General features: G+C 60.1%; 10 protein-coding genes. 8 read left to right on the top strand and 2 right to left on the bottom strand.

Annotated features, from left to right (window positions below; translation table 11 throughout):
* Window positions 1-147 precede the first annotated feature (147 nt).
* The 5 genes from rplJ to QP802_RS04795 all read left to right on the top strand — a co-directional run bounded on the left by rplJ (window position 148) and on the right by QP802_RS04795 (window position 9989).
* Window positions 148-669: a 50S ribosomal protein L10 gene (rplJ, locus tag QP802_RS04815; protein ID WP_070363122.1), complete on the top strand. Its 522-nt coding sequence runs from the start codon at window positions 148-150 to the stop codon at window positions 667-669.
* Between the two features lie 49 nt (window positions 670-718).
* Complete coding sequence (gene rplL / locus QP802_RS04810) at window positions 719-1108, top strand: 50S ribosomal protein L7/L12 (RefSeq protein WP_070363121.1); 390 nt, start codon at window positions 719-721, stop codon at window positions 1106-1108.
* A gap of 92 nt (window positions 1109-1200) precedes the next feature.
* A complete protein-coding gene (pgfA, locus tag QP802_RS04805) occupies window positions 1201-2127 on the top strand; it encodes a cell envelope lipid trafficking protein PgfA (RefSeq protein ID WP_256006145.1) in 927 nt (308 codons plus the stop codon).
* A 294-nt stretch (window positions 2128-2421) separates the two neighbouring features.
* Window positions 2422-5919, top strand: a complete 3498-nt coding sequence (gene rpoB / locus QP802_RS04800; RefSeq protein ID WP_256000493.1) for a DNA-directed RNA polymerase subunit beta — start codon at window positions 2422-2424, stop codon at window positions 5917-5919.
* 71 nt (window positions 5920-5990) lie between these two features.
* A complete protein-coding gene (locus QP802_RS04795) occupies window positions 5991-9989 on the top strand; it encodes a DNA-directed RNA polymerase subunit beta' (RefSeq protein WP_070477529.1) in 3999 nt (1332 codons plus the stop codon).
* An 80-nt stretch (window positions 9990-10069) separates the two neighbouring features.
* Here the strand turns inward: QP802_RS04795 and QP802_RS04790 are convergent, their stop codons facing one another.
* The gene (locus tag QP802_RS04790; RefSeq protein ID WP_305083183.1) at window positions 10070-10732 is read right to left on the bottom strand and encodes an anaerobic ribonucleoside-triphosphate reductase activating protein; all 663 of its coding nucleotides are present in this window, start codon (window positions 10730-10732) and stop codon (window positions 10070-10072) included.
* Entirely contained in the window at window positions 10698-12482 is a 1785-nt protein-coding gene (locus tag QP802_RS04785; RefSeq protein WP_256006150.1) for a ribonucleoside triphosphate reductase, read from the bottom strand. Before QP802_RS04785 ends, QP802_RS04790 begins: the two co-directional genes overlap by 35 nt.
* Window positions 12483-12888: 406 nt before the next feature.
* Between QP802_RS04785 and rpsL the strand changes: the two genes are divergently transcribed.
* The 3 genes from rpsL (at window position 12889) to fusA (ending at window position 16095) form a co-directional block, all read left to right on the top strand.
* Window positions 12889-13260 (top strand): 30S ribosomal protein S12, encoded by a 372-nt coding sequence (gene rpsL, locus QP802_RS04780; protein WP_070363116.1) that lies wholly within the window; start codon window positions 12889-12891, stop codon window positions 13258-13260.
* A gap of 6 nt (window positions 13261-13266) precedes the next feature.
* Window positions 13267-13734, top strand: coding sequence for a 30S ribosomal protein S7 (gene rpsG, locus QP802_RS04775; RefSeq protein ID WP_070363115.1), 468 nt, complete (start codon window positions 13267-13269; stop codon window positions 13732-13734).
* A 240-nt stretch (window positions 13735-13974) separates the two neighbouring features.
* Window positions 13975-16095, top strand: a complete 2121-nt coding sequence (gene fusA, locus QP802_RS04770) for an elongation factor G (protein ID WP_070363114.1) — start codon at window positions 13975-13977, stop codon at window positions 16093-16095.
* The last annotated feature ends 35 nt before the right edge of the window (window positions 16096-16130 follow it).

Raw genomic sequence — 16130 nt, 5'->3', positions numbered from 1 at the left:
GGGCCGAAGGTACCCCTCTCCAGGGGTCGACCCACGCAGGAGGAACGTGGCCTACCTTTCTAATGGTGCCTCGTGCTTCTGCACGGGGCACTTTTTGTGTCCCGGGCGGATTGAAGGACATGAAGTTATTGGAAGGAGGCGTGTGTAATGGCAAATCCGAAGAATGAGCGCGAGCTTGCTGTGTTGAAGGAGAAGTTTGACGCTGCTAGCTCCATCGTGCTGACGGAGTACCGTGGCCTGACCGTTGGTCAGCTGCAGACTCTTCGTGGCGATCTCGGCTTCGATGTCGAATACCACGTCGCCAAGAACACCCTCATCAAGATCGCTGCGAACGAGCACGGCATCGAGGGTCTCGACGAGCTTCTGACCGGCCCGACCGCTATCGCTTTCATTAAGGGCGAGGCTGTCGACGCTGCTAAGGTCATGAAGAAGTTCTCCAAGGATCACGACGCGTTCGTGATCAAGGGTGGCTACATGGATGGCGCTGCCATCGACGCCGCTCAGGTTGACGCCATCGCTGAGATGGACAACCGCGAGACCACGCTTGCAAAGCTCGCTGGCGCATTCCAGGGTTCTTTGGCAAAGGCTGCTGGGCTGTTCGAGGCTCCGGCATCCAAGACGGCTCGCCTTGTCGCTGCGCTGCAGGACAAGCAGAACGACGCCGCATAACACACTTACAAACTTGGGCTAACCGCCCACCAATAGAAAGGAAGCCACCATGGCTAAGCTGTCTAAGGACGAGCTCATTGAGCAGTTCAAGGAAATGACCCTCATCGAGCTTTCCGAGTTCCTGAAGGAATTCGAGGAGGTCTTCGACGTTACCGCTGCTGCACCAGTTGCTGTTGCTGCTGCTCCGGGCGCTGCTGGCGGCGACGCTGCTGCTGCAGAGGAGAAGGACGAGTTCGACGTTGTTCTCGAGGACGCTGGCGCCAAGAAGATCGGTGTCATCAAGGTTGTCCGCGAGCTCGTTCCGGGCCTGGGCCTGAAGGACGCCAAGGAAATGGTCGAGGGTGCTCCAAAGGCTATCCTCGAGGGTGCAAACAAGGACGATGCAGAGGCTGCAAAGGCCAAGCTGGAAGAGGCTGGCGCAAAGGTTACCCTCAAGTAATCTCGCAGGCTGCATAGCTTTTCGACGAACACCCCGTCGCCACGTACTGTGGCTGGCGGGGTGTTTCGCGTTGTGTGCTAAGATTTCGCACCATGCTGCCCAAATCCAGGATCATTGCTTCGTTGTTGGCGGGCCTCGGTATTGCGTTGTTGGTTGGCGGTCTGCTGGCCCCGCGTGTGCTGAACTCGGGCGCGAAGCTACCGCTGGACCTTGGGGCGGTAACGTTGACGATGGCCGATCCCGATGGCACCCGCGAGGGCGAGCCGGCGCCGGTGGTGCACCAGCTGCATATGGAGGTGCAGAATCCGGCGGGCAAGGACTCTGCCAGCGTGCGCGTGGGGGACACGTTGCGTGCGGGGGACGCGGGTACGGACTTTGAAAACCTTGTCGGCGCGAGCACGTGGACGTATACGTTGGACCGTGAAACCGGTGAGGCGCAGGGACCGGCAAAGGTCCAGCTTGTGATGGCGATGCCGGCCGTCGATGTCCCGGTGGAGGGGTCGTGGCTGAAGTTGCCATCGCCGGTGAAGCAGGAGACGTACCAGGTGTTCGACCCGGTGTTGCGTGGGGCTGCTCCCGCGGAGTTCGTCGCAGAGGAATCGGTTGCTGGGCGCGCGGTGCTGCGGTTCCGGCAGGTCATTGCGCCAACGAACGTGGCGCAGCGGTACGCGGATATGCGAAACACGTTGACCGTCGAAGGGGAAGACGGTGAGCCGGTCCGCACGTTCTATACGCATAGCGCGCAGCGCGAGTTGTTGGTTGATCAGATCACCGGCGTGGTCGTGGGGATGCAGGAGCGTGTCAACGACTATTATGCTGACGTGGACGGCAATGAGGTCCAGGGCATTGTTTCCTACGACGCCGCGATGGACGAGCAGCAGACGGCCGAGCTCATCTCGCTTCTCGACGGCGCCTACGGACCTTCCGTGCAGCAGGCCTTCACGTGGGGCGTGCTCGGTTTGGGTGGTGCGCTGACCTTGATTGGTCTGGTTGGCGCGTTGTGGCCGCGTCGGCGTTAGCGTCGCGCCTGCGTTTAGTGCTAAGCTTCCCCGCGACGGCATTGAATCGGGGGATTGTTGCTGCCCTTTACAACATTGGGTGCATTGTGTAAACTCATTCGGTGCACTGGAAGCCGTCTCCAGTCCGCTATGTCAACCTTGCTTTGTTGGCGTCGAGAATTTTCGAAGCGCTGACTTGACAAGGTGATTTTGCTGTCTCTGGGGGCGGGTATTCCGAAGCAGACCGAATGCTAATCTACCCAGCGGAAACGCCGATTTTTACAGAGCCAGAGTAGAGATCGGCGTCCGCCTTAGGTGCTGGAAGGACCCAACTTGGCAGTCTCAAACCAGACCATGTCAATGGCTGAAATTCCCGGGGCTCCCGAACGTTATTCGTTCGCGAAGATCGCAGAGCCGATCGCTGTCCCGGGTCTTCTTGATGTACAGCTTGAATCTTTCGCGTGGCTTGTTGGTACGCAGGAGTGGCGTGAGCGTGAGCAGGAAGCTCGCGGCGCCGACGCGCGTATCACGAGTGGCTTGGAGGACATTCTCGAAGAGATTTCTCCAATCCAGGACTACTCGGGCAACATGAGCCTGACGCTGTCCGAGCCGCGCTTCGAAGATGTCAAGGACACGATCGACGAGTGTAAAGAAAAAGATATTAACTACTCCGCGCCGTTGTATGTGACGGCGGAGTTCATCAACAATGAAACCCAGGAGATTAAGTCTCAGACGGTGTTCATTGGTGATTTCCCGCTGATGACGGACAAGGGCACCTTCATCGTCAACGGCACTGAGCGTGTTGTTGTTTCGCAGTTGGTGCGTTCGCCGGGCGTGTACTTCGACGAGACGATTGATAAGTCGACGGAACGGCCGCTGCACGCGGTGAAGGTGATCCCTTCGCGCGGTGCGTGGTTGGAGTTTGACGTCGATAAGCGTGACACGGTTGGTGTGCGTATTGACCGTAAGCGTCGTCAGCCAGTGACGGTGCTGCTGAAGGCGCTTGGTTGGACGACGGAGCAGATCACGGAGCGCTTCGGCTTCTCCGAGATCATGATGTCCACCCTCGAGAACGACGGCGTGGCGAACACCGACGAGGCTCTGCTGGAGATTTACCGCAAGCAGCGCCCGGGCGAGCAGCCGACGCGCGACCTCGCGCAGTCCCTGCTGGAGAACTCGTTCTTCAAGGCGAAGCGCTACGACCTGGCACGAGTTGGCCGTTACAAGATCAACCGCAAGCTTGGTCTTGGCGGCGACCACGACGGTCTGATGACGCTGACCGAGGAAGACATCGCGACGACCCTCGAGTACCTGGTGCGCCTGCACGCGGGTGAGCACGAGATGACTTCCCCGGAGGGCGAGGTTATCTCGATCAACACGGACGACATTGACCACTTTGGTAACCGTCGTCTACGCACGGTGGGCGAGCTCATCCAGAACCAGGTTCGCGTTGGTCTGTCCCGCATGGAGCGCGTTGTGCGCGAGCGTATGACGACGCAGGACGCGGAGTCCATCACCCCGACCTCGCTGATTAACGTCCGCCCGGTTTCCGCGGCGATCCGCGAGTTCTTCGGCACCTCGCAGCTGTCGCAGTTCATGGACCAGAACAACTCTCTGTCTGGTCTGACGCACAAGCGTCGTCTGTCGGCGCTGGGCCCTGGTGGTCTGTCGCGTGAGCGCGCCGGCATTGAAGTCCGAGACGTGCACCCGTCGCACTACGGCCGCATGTGCCCGATTGAGACGCCGGAAGGCCCGAACATTGGTCTGATCGGTGCGTTGGCTTCCTACGCACGCGTCAACGCGTTCGGCTTCATTGAGACGCCGTACCAGAAGGTCGAAGACGGCAAGCTGACTGATACGGTCCACTACCTGACCGCGGACGAAGAGGACCGCTACGCAATTGCGCAGGCGGCCACCCCGATGGATAAGGACGGCAACCTAACTGGTGAGCGTATTGAGGTCCGCCTGAAGGACGGCGACATCGGCGTCGTTGGCCCTAAGGGCGTCGATTACCTCGACATTTCCCCACGCCAGATGGTGTCCGTGGCAACGGCAATGATTCCGTTCCTCGAGCACGATGACGCGAACCGTGCCCTCATGGGTGCGAACATGCAGAAGCAGGCTGTGCCGCTGCTGCGTTCTGAGGCCGCGTACGTGGCCACCGGCATGGAGCAGCGCGCTGCGTACGATGCTGGTGACACGATTATTTCGGCGAAGGCTGGCGTCGTCACGAATGTGACAGGTGACTTCATCACCGTCATGGACGACGAAGGCATCCAGGACACGTACATGCTGCGCACGTTCGAGCGCACGAACCAGGGCACCTGCTACAACCAGGTTCCGATCGTTGACCACGGTCAGCGTGTTGAGGCTGGCCAGGTGCTGGCTGACGGCCCAGGCACCAAGAACGGTGAGATGGCGCTCGGCCGTAACCTGCTGGTTGCGTTCATGCCGTGGGAAGGCCACAACTACGAGGACGCGATCATCCTGAACCAGCGCGTGGTTGAGGACGACATTCTGACCTCCGTGCACATCGAAGAGCACGAGATCGACGCCCGCGACACCAAGCTGGGTGCAGAGGAAATTACCCGCGAGATCCCGAACGTGTCCGAGGACGTGCTGAAGGACCTCGACGAGCGCGGCATTATCCGCATCGGTGCGGACGTGCGTGACGGCGACATCCTGGTCGGTAAGGTCACCCCGAAGGGTGAGACCGAGCTGACTCCGGAAGAGCGTCTGCTGCGCGCCATCTTCGGCGAGAAGGCCCGCGAGGTCCGCGACACCTCCCTGAAGGTGCCGCACGGTGAGACCGGTAAGGTCATCGCGGTTCGTCGCTTCTCCCGCGAGGACGACGACGATCTGTCCCCAGGCGTCAACGAGATGATTCGCGTCTATGTTGCGCAGAAGCGCAAGATCCAGGACGGCGACAAGATGGCTGGCCGCCACGGCAACAAGGGTGTCGTGGGCAAGATTCTGCCGCAGGAAGACATGCCGTTCATGGAGGATGGCACCCCGGTGGACATCATTCTGAACACCCACGGTGTGCCGCGTCGTATGAACATTGGCCAGGTCCTTGAGGTACACCTCGGTTGGTTGGCGAAGGCTGGTTGGACGGTCAACCCGGACGATCCTGCGAACGCCAAGTTGCTCGAGACGCTGCCTGAGCATCTGTACGACGTCCCGCCGGAGTCGCTCACCGCGACCCCAGTGTTTGACGGCGCGACGAACGAGGAGATCGCTGGTCTGCTGGCGAATTCCAAGCCGAACCGCGACGGTGACGTCATGGTCGATGAGAACGGCAAGACCACGCTGTTCGACGGCCGCTCCGGCGAGCCGTTCAAGTACCCGATTTCCGTCGGCTACATGTACATGCTCAAGCTGCACCACCTGGTTGACGAGAAGATTCACGCTCGCTCCACTGGTCCGTACTCCATGATTACCCAGCAGCCGCTCGGCGGTAAGGCCCAGTTCGGTGGCCAGCGCTTCGGTGAGATGGAGGTGTGGGCGATGCAGGCATACGGTGCCGCCTACACGCTGCAGGAACTGTTGACGATTAAGTCGGATGACGTGGTTGGCCGCGTGAAGGTGTACGAGGCCATTGTGAAGGGCGAGAACATCCCTGACCCGGGTATTCCGGAGTCGTTCAAGGTGTTGCTCAAGGAGCTGCAGTCGCTGTGCCTGAACGTTGAAGTCCTTTCGACGGACGGCACCCCGATGGAGCTCGACGGCGATGATGACGACTTTGATCAGGCCGGTTCCTCCCTTGGCATCAACCTGTCACGTGACGAGGGCTCCGCGGCGGACACCGCCTAAGCCAGGAACGAACGAAAGAATCTATCCAACTGCAATCCTCCCCGTCGTTGGGGAGGTGAAAGGGAATTTACGTGTTTGACGTAAACCTCTTCGACGAGCTTCGCATCGGCCTGGCTACTGCTGACGACATCCGTCGTTGGTCGCATGGTGAGGTCAAGAAGCCCGAAACGATTAACTACCGCACGTTGAAGCCGGAAAAGGACGGCCTGTTCTGCGAGCGCATCTTCGGTCCTACCCGTGACTGGGAGTGTGCGTGTGGCAAGTACAAGCGTGTCCGCTACAAGGGCATCATTTGTGAACGTTGTGGCGTCGAGGTCACTAAGTCGAAGGTTCGCCGTGAGCGCATGGGCCACATTGAGCTGGCCGCGCCGGTGACCCACATTTGGTACTTCAAGGGCGTCCCATCGCGCCTGGGTTACCTGCTGGATCTTGCTCCGAAGGACCTGGAGCGCATCATTTACTTCGCCGCGAACATCATCACCAGTGTTGATGAGGAGGCGCGTCACAACGACATGTCGACGCTCGAGGCGGAGATGCTGCTCGAGAAGAAGGAAGTCGAGCAGGACGCGAATGCCGAGATTGCGGAGCGTGCGCAGAAGCTGGAGGAGGACCTCGCTGAGCTCGAGGCTGCCGGTGCGACTGCTGCCGCCCGCAAGAAGGTGCAGAACGCTGCTGACAAGGAGATGCAGCACATCCGCGAGGCCGGCGAGCGCGAGGTCGAGCGCCTCGACGAAATTTGGTCCACCTTCCAGAAGCTTGCTCCGAAGCAGATGATTATCGACGAGTTCCTCTACGAAGAGCTCGTGGACCGCTACGAGGACTACTTCACCGGCGGCATGGGCGCTGAGGCGATCCAGACGCTGATCCGCAACTTCGACCTCGAAGCTGAGGCGGAGGAACTGCGCACCATCATCGCTGAGGGCAAGGGCCAGAAGAAGGTCCGCGCACTGAAGCGCCTGAAGGTTGTGGCTGCGTTCCAGCGTTCCGGCAATGATCCTGCCGGCATGATCCTGGACGCGATCCCGGTGATCCCACCAGAGCTGCGTCCAATGGTGCAGCTCGACGGTGGCCGTTTCGCCACCTCGGACCTGAATGACCTGTACCGTCGCGTAATTAACCGCAACAACCGTTTGAAGCGCATGATTGACCTGGGAGCCCCAGAGATCATCGTGAACAACGAGAAGCGCATGCTGCAAGAGTCTGTCGACGCCCTCTTCGACAACGGCCGTCGTGGCCGCCCTGTCACGGGCCCAGGCAACCGTCCGCTGAAGTCCCTGTCTGACCTGCTGAAGGGTAAGCAGGGTCGCTTCCGCCAGAACCTGCTGGGTAAGCGTGTGGACTACTCTGGCCGTTCGGTCATTATTGTTGGTCCGCAGCTGAAGATGCACGAGTGTGGTCTGCCGAAGCTGATGGCGCTCGAGCTGTTCAAGCCGTTCGTGATGAAGCGCCTCGTGGACAATGAGTACGCGCAGAACATTAAGTCGGCGAAGCGCATGGTGGAGCGCCAGCGCCCTGAGGTGTGGGACGTCCTCGAAGAGGCGATTTCCGAGCACCCAGTGCTGCTGAACCGTGCACCAACCCTGCACCGCCTTGGCATTCAGGCGTTCGAGCCGAAGCTGGTCGAGGGTAAAGCAATCCAGCTGCACCCGCTGGCCTGTGAGGCGTTCAACGCTGACTTCGACGGTGACCAGATGGCAGTCCACCTGCCGCTGTCCGCGGAGGCGCAGGCCGAGGCCCGCATCCTGATGCTGTCCTCGAACAACATCCTGTCCCCGGCATCCGGCAAGCCACTGGCGATGCCTCGCCTGGACATGGTGACCGGCCTGTACTTCCTGACCATGGAAAAGGGCGAGGACGAGATCGGCGGCGAGGGTCGTTTCACCCCAGCCGACGAGAACGGCCCAGCCAAGGGCGTGTACTCCTCCTACCGTGAGGCCATCATGGCTTACGACCTGGGTGTACTTGGCCTGCAGGCACCGATCAAGGTGCGCATCGACCACCTGCGTCCGACGATTGAGATTGAGGCTGAGCAGTTCCCAGACGGCTGGTCGAAGGGCCAGGCTTGGATGATGGAGACCACCCTTGGTCGCATCATGTTCAACGAGCTGCTTCCGTTCAACTTCCCGTACCAGGAAGGCGCGATGGTCCGTAAGGGCGGCGGCGCTGGCAAGGTGCTGTTGGGCGACATCATCCAGTCGATGGTGGAGAAGTACCCAATGATTACCGTTGCCCAGACGCTGGACAAGCTGAAGGACGCCGGTTTCTACTGGGCGACCCGTTCCGGCGTGACCATCTCCATGTCCGACGTGTTGGTGCTTCCGAACAAGACGGAAATCCTTGAGCAGTACGAGCAGCGCGCCGAGGAGATCGAGCGCAAGTACTGGGAGAAGGGTGCCCTGACCGAGGAGAACCGCTACGACCGTCTCGTGGAGCTGTGGCAGGACGCCACCAACCAGGTCGGTGAAGCAGTTGAGGCGCTGTACCCGGATGACAACCCGATTCCGATGATCGTGAAGTCTGGTGCTGCCGGTAACATGCGTCAGATCTGGACCCTGGCCGGCATGAAGGGCATGGTCGTGAACTCGCGCGGTGAGTACATCACCCGCCCGATCAAGACCTCCTTCCGCGAAGGCCTGACAGTGATGGAGTACTTCAACAACTCCCACGGTTCCCGAAAGGGCCTGGCGGATACGGCACTGCGTACCGCAGACTCCGGCTACCTGACCCGCCGTCTTGTCGACGTCGCCCAGGACGTCATCGTCCGCGAGCACGACTGCGGCACCCGCCAGGGAGTCAAGGTTCCAGTTGCGCAGCTTGCCGGTGAGAAGTTCGTCCGCGACGAGTTCGTCGAGACCTCCGTCGCTGGCCGAGTACTGGCATCCGACGCGAAGGACGCCGAGGGCAACGTTGTGCTCGAAGCCGACGCTGAGCTTTCGGAAGAGCGTATCGACGCCCTCGTCGCCGCCGGTGTCGAGGAAGTCAAGGTCCGCTCCGTCCTGACCTGCCAGACCCCAACCGGCGTCTGCGCGAAGTGCTACGGCAAGTCCATGGCATCCGGCAAGCTTGTCGACATCGGTGAAGCCGTCGGTATCGTGGCTGCACAGTCGATTGGTGAGCCTGGTACCCAGCTGACCATGCGTACCTTCCACCAGGGTGGTGTCGGTGGCGACATTACCGGTGGTCTGCCACGTGTTCAGGAGCTGTTCGAGGCCCGCGTGCCGAAGAACTGCGCCCCGATCGCATCCGTGGCCGGCACCGTCACCCTCGAAGACGAAGGCAACTTCTGGACGCTCACCATCCACCCGGATGACGGCTCCGACGTTGTGGTCTACGAGAAGCTGTCGAAGCGCCAGGGCCTCGCACAGGTCCGCCGCCCGATGGAGTCCAACCCGAACGCGATGATCGAGCGCTCCCTGCGTGAAGGCGACCACGTTAACGTGGGCGACCGCCTCCTGCGTGGCGCTGCTGACCCGCACGACGTGCTCGAGGTCCTCGGCCGCCGTGGCGTGGAAAAGCACCTCATCGACGAAGTGCAGGCCGTGTACCGCACCCAGGGTGTGTCCATCCACGACAAGCACATCGAGATCATCATCCGCCAGATGCTGCGACGCGGCACCGTCATCGACTCGGGTACCACCGAGTTCCTGCCGGGTACGCTCGTGGACCTGTCGGAGGCACGCCAGGTCAACGCTGCGGCTGTTGCAGATGGTGGCGAGCCAGCAGAGATGCGCTCCGAGATCATGGGTATCACCAAGGCCTCCCTGGCAACCGAGTCCTGGCTGTCCGCCGCCTCGTTCCAGGAGACCACGCGTGTGCTCACGGACGCTGCTATCAACAAGCGTTCTGACCAGCTGATCGGTCTGAAGGAGAACGTGATCATCGGTAAGCTGATCCCGGCTGGTACCGGTATCTCGCGCTACCGCAACATCACGGTCAAGCCGACGGAAGCCGCCCGCTCCGCCGCCTACTCGATCCCGTCCTTCGGCGACGGCATCTACGGCGACGAGGCATACGGCGACTACACCGGCGCCTCCGTCCCACTGGAGGAATACGGGTACGACCAGATCTAGTGACTCTGGCTTATAGCTAGGTCTGCTACCCCAGCACCAGCGCCCCGCCCCCTGAACCCAGGGAGGCGGGGCGCTTTGCCTTAGGCGCTGTACACGCCGTGGGCGTCAACTCCGCGAGCCCACTGCAATACCAGCGCGTGGCCCCGCTGTGCGGCGGCGTCCTGCAGCTGGTCGATGTTTTGCTCGATGACGGACCCCGGCCACAACGTAGTACGCAGCTGCAGTTCCATGCCATGTTCGCGGGCCGCGGCGCACACGATGTCGAGGCTTTCCCACATCCGTGCGGCCACCACGCTGGTGACACCAGCGACCGAGGGTAAGTGCTCGGGAAGCGCCTTGACGTCGAACCCGATCCAGTCGGGGCGGGTAGCCGAGTCAGCGAGAATGGAACCCAGCCTCGCGGGGACATAGCCACTCGTGTGTAGCCCGACGGGAAACCCGATCTCATGGGCCGCGGCAATCGCTTCGCCGAGTCCTGCGCATGCGAGTGGTTCGCCGCCGGAAATGACGAGGGCGTCAATAAGTCCGTGTCGAGCCCGCAGTAAGTCGAGCACTTCCGAGAAATCGTGGGGAGCAGGAGTAAATTCCTGCAAGCTAGGGTTGTGGCAGTAGCTGCAGCGCAGTGGGCAGCCTTGTGTGAATGCCGTGACCGTGAGACGGCCGGGCCAGTCGGTGGCGGAGAACGGAATGATCCCCGCCACCGGCAGGTTAGGCGAAGGCTTCTGCGAAGTAGTGACGCTCAGCGAACTCACCCTTCTTCCCAGTGTTGAAGCTTTGCACGGGCCGGAAGTAGCCCATTACGCGCGTCCACATTTCGGTGGCGCTTCCGCAGTGCGGGCATTCGGGGTGCTCGCCGGAGATGTAGCCGTGGTTTGCGCAGATGGAGAACGTCGGCGTGATAGTGATGTACGGCAGGCGGAAGGTTTCTAGGCTGCGTCGTACGAGCTTGGCGGTTGCTTCGCCACTGGACATTGCTGCGCCCATGTACAGGTGAAGCACCGTGCCGCCGGTGTACTTCGTTTGCAGGTCCTCCTGGGCGGCGAGCGCCGCGAACGGATCTGGAGTGTGCGCAACAGGCAGCTGGGAGGAGTTGGTGTAGTACGGCTGCTCCTCGGTACCTGCCTGGATGATGCCGGGATAGCGGGCACGGTCCTCGCGTGCGAAGCGGTACGTTGCGCCTTCCGCGGGGGACGCTTCTAGGTTGTAGAGGTGCCCTGTACGTTCCTGAGCTTCCGTGATGCGGGCATTGATGTGGTCGAGCAGGCGCGCCACAAGTGCATGGCCTTGGGGGTCGGTGATGTCGTAGGCGTCGTGCGTGAAGTTACGTACCATTTCGTTGCAACCATTGACCCCGATGGTGGTGAAGTGGTTGTCAAACCCCGGTAACCACCGTTTCGTGTACGGGTATAGCCCCTTATCGAAGCAATCTTGCACAAACGCGCGACGCCGCTCCAGCGTATCGACAGCCACCTCGATCAACTCGTCAACCCTGCGCAGTAGCGCAGCCTCATCGTTGGGGAAGAGGTACCCGAGGCGTGCGCAGTTCAGGGTGACTACGCCAATGGAGCCAGTGAGCTCCGCGGAACCGAACAGACCGTTTCCGCGCTTGAGTAGCTCACGCAGGTCGAGTTGGAGGCGGCAGCACATCGAGCGGATCATGCCTGGGTCCAAATCCGAGTTGAGGAAATTTTGGAAGTAGGGGAGGCCGTACTTGCCAGTCATGTCGAACAGGGCTTTCGTGTTTGGCGAGCCCCAGTCGAAGTCCTTGGTGATGTTGTACGTCGGGATGGGGAAGGTAAATGGGCGGCCGTCGGCGTCGCCTTGGGACATAACCTCAATGAACGCGCGGTTGATCATGTCCATCTCTTCTTGGAGCTCGCCGTAAGTGAAGTCGACAGGGTCTCCACCGATGAACGGAGTCTGCTCAGCGAGGTCCTGAGGGCACGTCCAGTCAAATGTAAGGTTTGTGAACGGAGTCTGCGTCCCCCAACGCGAGGGAACGTTGAGGTTGAAGACGAACTCCTGCATGTGTTGCAAGACGTCCTCGTATGTGAGCGAGTCCAGCCGCACGAATGGTGCCATGTAGGTATCGAAGCTGGAGAACGCCTGCGCGCCAGCCCATTCGTTCTGCAGTGTGCCGAGGAAGTTCACTACTTGTCCGCACGCGGAGGAGAAATGTTTTGGTGGCAGAGAAGATATCGTGCCAGGTACCCCTCCGAACCCTTCTTCAAGGAGCTGCCTCAATGACCACCCTGCGCAGTACCCGGAGAGCATGTCGAGATCGTGGATGTGGAGGTCGCCGTTGCGGTGGGCATTGCCGGCGACGTCGGAAAACACTTCGTCCAGCCAGTAGTTGGCGGTGATTTTGCCGGCGGAGTTGAGAATCATTCCGCCGAGGGAGTAATCCTGATTGGCGTTTGCGTTGATGCGCCAGTCAGCGCGGTGGAGGTATTCGTTGATGGTGGCTTGGGGGTTGACGTTGTTGGCGGCCATGCTGCTTCCTTTCTCTCGGTTCGTAACTAACGTAGCTGTAATTCCATTGATCGTAATTAGTAGATATGGACACAAAGAGTAACTGAGATACAACATGTGGTAGCCGTAGGGGTGTGCACCCTTGGTGGACGACGGGCGATAGGTGTAGGTGTAGTAGCGCCTCCATACACCTTCAGTACACCCTCGAGCGGGGGTATGTACTGTGGAGGAAGTTTCGGTCTTGCAAAGCTGGGGTGGCTCGTGATACTCTGTCGGACGGTTCACCACCTCAAGGTGAAGTGTCTGATCGTTTTCGCATAAACGTGGCGGAGCGTTCTGGACGTGCGGCAGGGCCCCGGGAAAGAGCCCTCATTTTTGCATGTTCAGGCGATTTTCCGCCTCAGCGTAAAAATTAGAAGGAAAATCTATGCCAACTATCCAGCAGCTGGTCCGCAAGGGCCGCCACGACAAGCGTGGCAAGGTAGCAACTGCAGCGCTGAAGGGTTCCCCGCAGCGTCGTGGCGTGTGCACCCGCGTGTACACCACCACGCCGAAGAAGCCGAACTCGGCGCTTCGTAAGGTTGCTCGTGTTCGTCTGACCTCCGGTATTGAGGTCTCCGCATACATCCCAGGTGAGGGCCACAACCTCCAGGAGCACTCCATGGTGCTTGTCCGTGGTGGTCGTGTGAAGGACCTCCCGGGTGTTCGCTACAAGATTATTCGTGGTTCCTTGGATACCCAGGGTGTCAAGGATCGTAAGCAGGCTCGTTCCCGCTACGGCGCAAAGAAGGGACAGTAATCAGAAATGCGTAAGCAGCAAGCTCCGAAGCGTCCCATCGTTAAGGACCCGGTATACAACTCTGAACTCGTGACCCAGCTGGTCAACAAGGTGCTTCTCGACGGCAAGAAGTCCACCGCTGAGCGCATCGTCTACGGTGCGCTCGAGATCTGCCGTGAAAAGACCGGCACCGATCCGGTTGGCACCTTGGAAAAGGCACTCGGCAACATCCGTCCTGACCTTGAGGTTCGCTCCCGTCGTGTCGGTGGCGCTACCTACCAGGTTCCAGTCGAGGTGAAGCCAGTTCGTGCAACCACTCTGGCTCTGCGCTGGATGGTCACCTTCACGCGCCAGCGTCGTGAGAACTCGATGATCGAGCGTCTCGCTAACGAGATCCTGGACGCATCCAACGGCTTGGGTGCATCCGTGAAGCGTCGCGAGGACGTCCACAAGATGGCCGAGGCAAACCGCGCGTTTGCTCACTACCGCTGGTAGTCGCCGGTAGGTCATATATGAGACAAAACGCCCGGACCATGCTGACACGGACAACGTGTGCACAATTGCATACGTGGTTACCCACCAATGTGGGTGCACGTGCGGCGTCCGGGTTTTTGTTTTGAGGTGACTTGCAGGCCGACTCTGCCCATCTTGGGCAAACAGTGGCACAATGAACTAGGTAAATATTCGCCAAGACGTGTGCAGCACGTCGACGACTTTTAAGTTGGGGTAAATAACGTGGCACAAGAAGTGCTTAAGGATCTGCACAAGGTCCGCAACATCGGCATCATGGCGCACATCGATGCTGGTAAGACCACCACGACAGAGCGCATTCTGTTCTACACCGGTATTAACCGCAAGGTCGGCGAGACCCACGACGGTGGCGCAACCACCGACTGGATGGAGCAGGAGAAAGAGCGCGGCATCACCATTACGTCCGCAGCAGTGACCTGCTTCTGGAATAACAACCAGATCAACATCATCGATACGCCGGGTCACGTGGACTTCACCGTTGAGGTTGAGCGTTCCCTGCGCGTGCTCGATGGCGCAGTTGCTGTGTTCGACGGCAAGGAAGGCGTTGAGCCGCAGTCCGAGCAGGTCTGGCGTCAGGCTGCAAAGTACGACGTTCCGCGTATCTGCTTCGTCAACAAGATGGACAAGCTGGGCGCTGACTTCTACTACACCGTTGGCACGATCGTCGATCGTCTCGGCGCGAAGCCGTTGGTAATGCAGCTTCCGATCGGTGCTGAGGATGACTTTGACGGCGTCGTTGACCTTCTTGAGATGAAGGCAATGCTGTGGCCGGGCAAGGTCGAGACCGGCACCCCTGCGCAGATCACCGAGATCCCGGACGATCTGAAGGAAAAGGCTGAGGAGTACCGTGAGAAGCTCGTCGAGACCGTTGCTGAGTCCGACGAAGAGCTCATGGAGAAGTACTTCGGCGGCGAAGAGCTCACGATCGAGGAGCTCAAGGCTGGCATCCGTAAGCTAACCGTTAATTCGGAAGTTTACCCAGTGTTCTGTGGTACTGCGTACCGCAACAAGGGTGTCGAGCCTGTGCTGGACGCCATCGTCGATTACCTGCCTTCTCCGCTGGATATCGGCGAGGTTCACGGCACCTCCGTCGACGGTGAGGAAGACCTCACGCGTAAGCCTTCCGTTGATGAGCCGTTCTCTGCACTGGCGTTCAAGATTGCTGTGCACCCGTTCTTCGGCAAGCTGACTTACGTGCGCGTGTACTCGGGCCAGGCTATCCCGGGCGAGAACATGATGAACTCCACCAAGCAGCAGCGTGAGCGCGTGGGCAAGCTCTTCCAGATGCACGCGAACAAGGAGAACCCGGTTGAGCACGCTGACGCCGGCAACATCTACGCGTTCATTGGTCTGAAGCACACCACTACTGGTGACACCCTGTGCAACCCTGATCATCCGATCATCCTCGAGTCCATGGACTTCCCGGATCCGGTTATTCAGGTTGCTATTGAGCCGAAGACCAAAGCTGACCAGGAGAAGCTGGGCACCGCTATTCAGAAGCTTGCTGAAGAGGACCCAACCTTCACCGTTCACCTGGATGAGGAGACTGGCCAGACCGTTATCGGCGGCATGGGCGAGCTCCACCTCGACGTCCTCGTTGACCGCATGAAGCGCGAGTTCAAGGTCGAGGCGAACATTGGTTCTCCACAGGTTGCGTACCGCGAGACCATCCGCAAGAAGGTGCAGTCCCTGGACTACACCCACAAGAAGCAGACGGGTGGTTCCGGTCAGTTCGCAAAGGTTATCGTTTCCATCGAGCCTTACAACCCGGATCCAGAGACCCTGGAAGAGGGCGAGAGCGCAACCTACCTGTTCGTCAACGAGGTCACCGGTGGTCGCGTGCCGAAGGAGTACATCCCTTCCGTGGATGCCGGTATCCAGGACGCGATGCAGTACGGCTACCTCGCTGGCTACCCGCTGGTCAACATCAAGGCAACCCTCGAAGACGGCGCTTACCACGAGGTTGACTCCTCCGAAATGGCCTTCAAGATGGCCGGTTCGCAGGTGCTCAAGGAGGCCGTCGCTAAGGCGAAGCCAGTGCTGCTCGAGCCGCTGATGGCTGTTGAGGTTGTCACGCCTGAGGAGTACATGGGTGACGTCATCGGTGACCTGAACTCCCGTCGTGGCCAAGTCAACTCGATGGACGACCGCTCTGGCGCCAAGGTTGTCAAGGCTGTTGTTCCGCTGTCGCAGATGTTCGGTTACGTTGGTGACCTGCGCTCCAAGACGCAGGGTCGCGCGAACTACACCATGGTGTTTGACTCCTACGGTGAAGTTCCGTCCAACGTCGCTCAGGAAATCATCGACGCCCGCAACGGCAACTAATCGCTGCTCCCTGCTTCTCGACGGCCTGCTCACGT

It is taken from the genome of Corynebacterium sp. UMB10119B (assembly GCF_030228125.1).
GTDB classification, from domain to species: Bacteria; Actinomycetota; Actinomycetes; order Mycobacteriales; family Mycobacteriaceae; genus Corynebacterium; species Corynebacterium pseudogenitalium.
Note: the sequence above shows the minus strand (reverse complement) of the source record. Positions and strands in the feature narration are given on the sequence as shown.

Coding starts and splice junctions, on each gene's coding strand:
- rplJ (WP_070363122.1), top strand. CDS start 148: ATGGCAAATCCGAAGAATGAGCGCGAGCTTGCTGTGTTGAAGGAGAAG.
- rplL (WP_070363121.1), top strand. CDS start 719: ATGGCTAAGCTGTCTAAGGACGAGCTCATTGAGCAGTTCAAGGAAATG.
- pgfA (WP_256006145.1), top strand. CDS start 1,201: ATGCTGCCCAAATCCAGGATCATTGCTTCGTTGTTGGCGGGCCTCGGT.
- QP802_RS04785 (WP_256006150.1), bottom strand. CDS start 12,482: ATGGCCGCCAACAACGTCAACCCCCAAGCCACCATCAACGAATACCTC.
- rpsL (WP_070363116.1), top strand. CDS start 12,889: ATGCCAACTATCCAGCAGCTGGTCCGCAAGGGCCGCCACGACAAGCGT.
- rpsG (WP_070363115.1), top strand. CDS start 13,267: ATGCGTAAGCAGCAAGCTCCGAAGCGTCCCATCGTTAAGGACCCGGTA.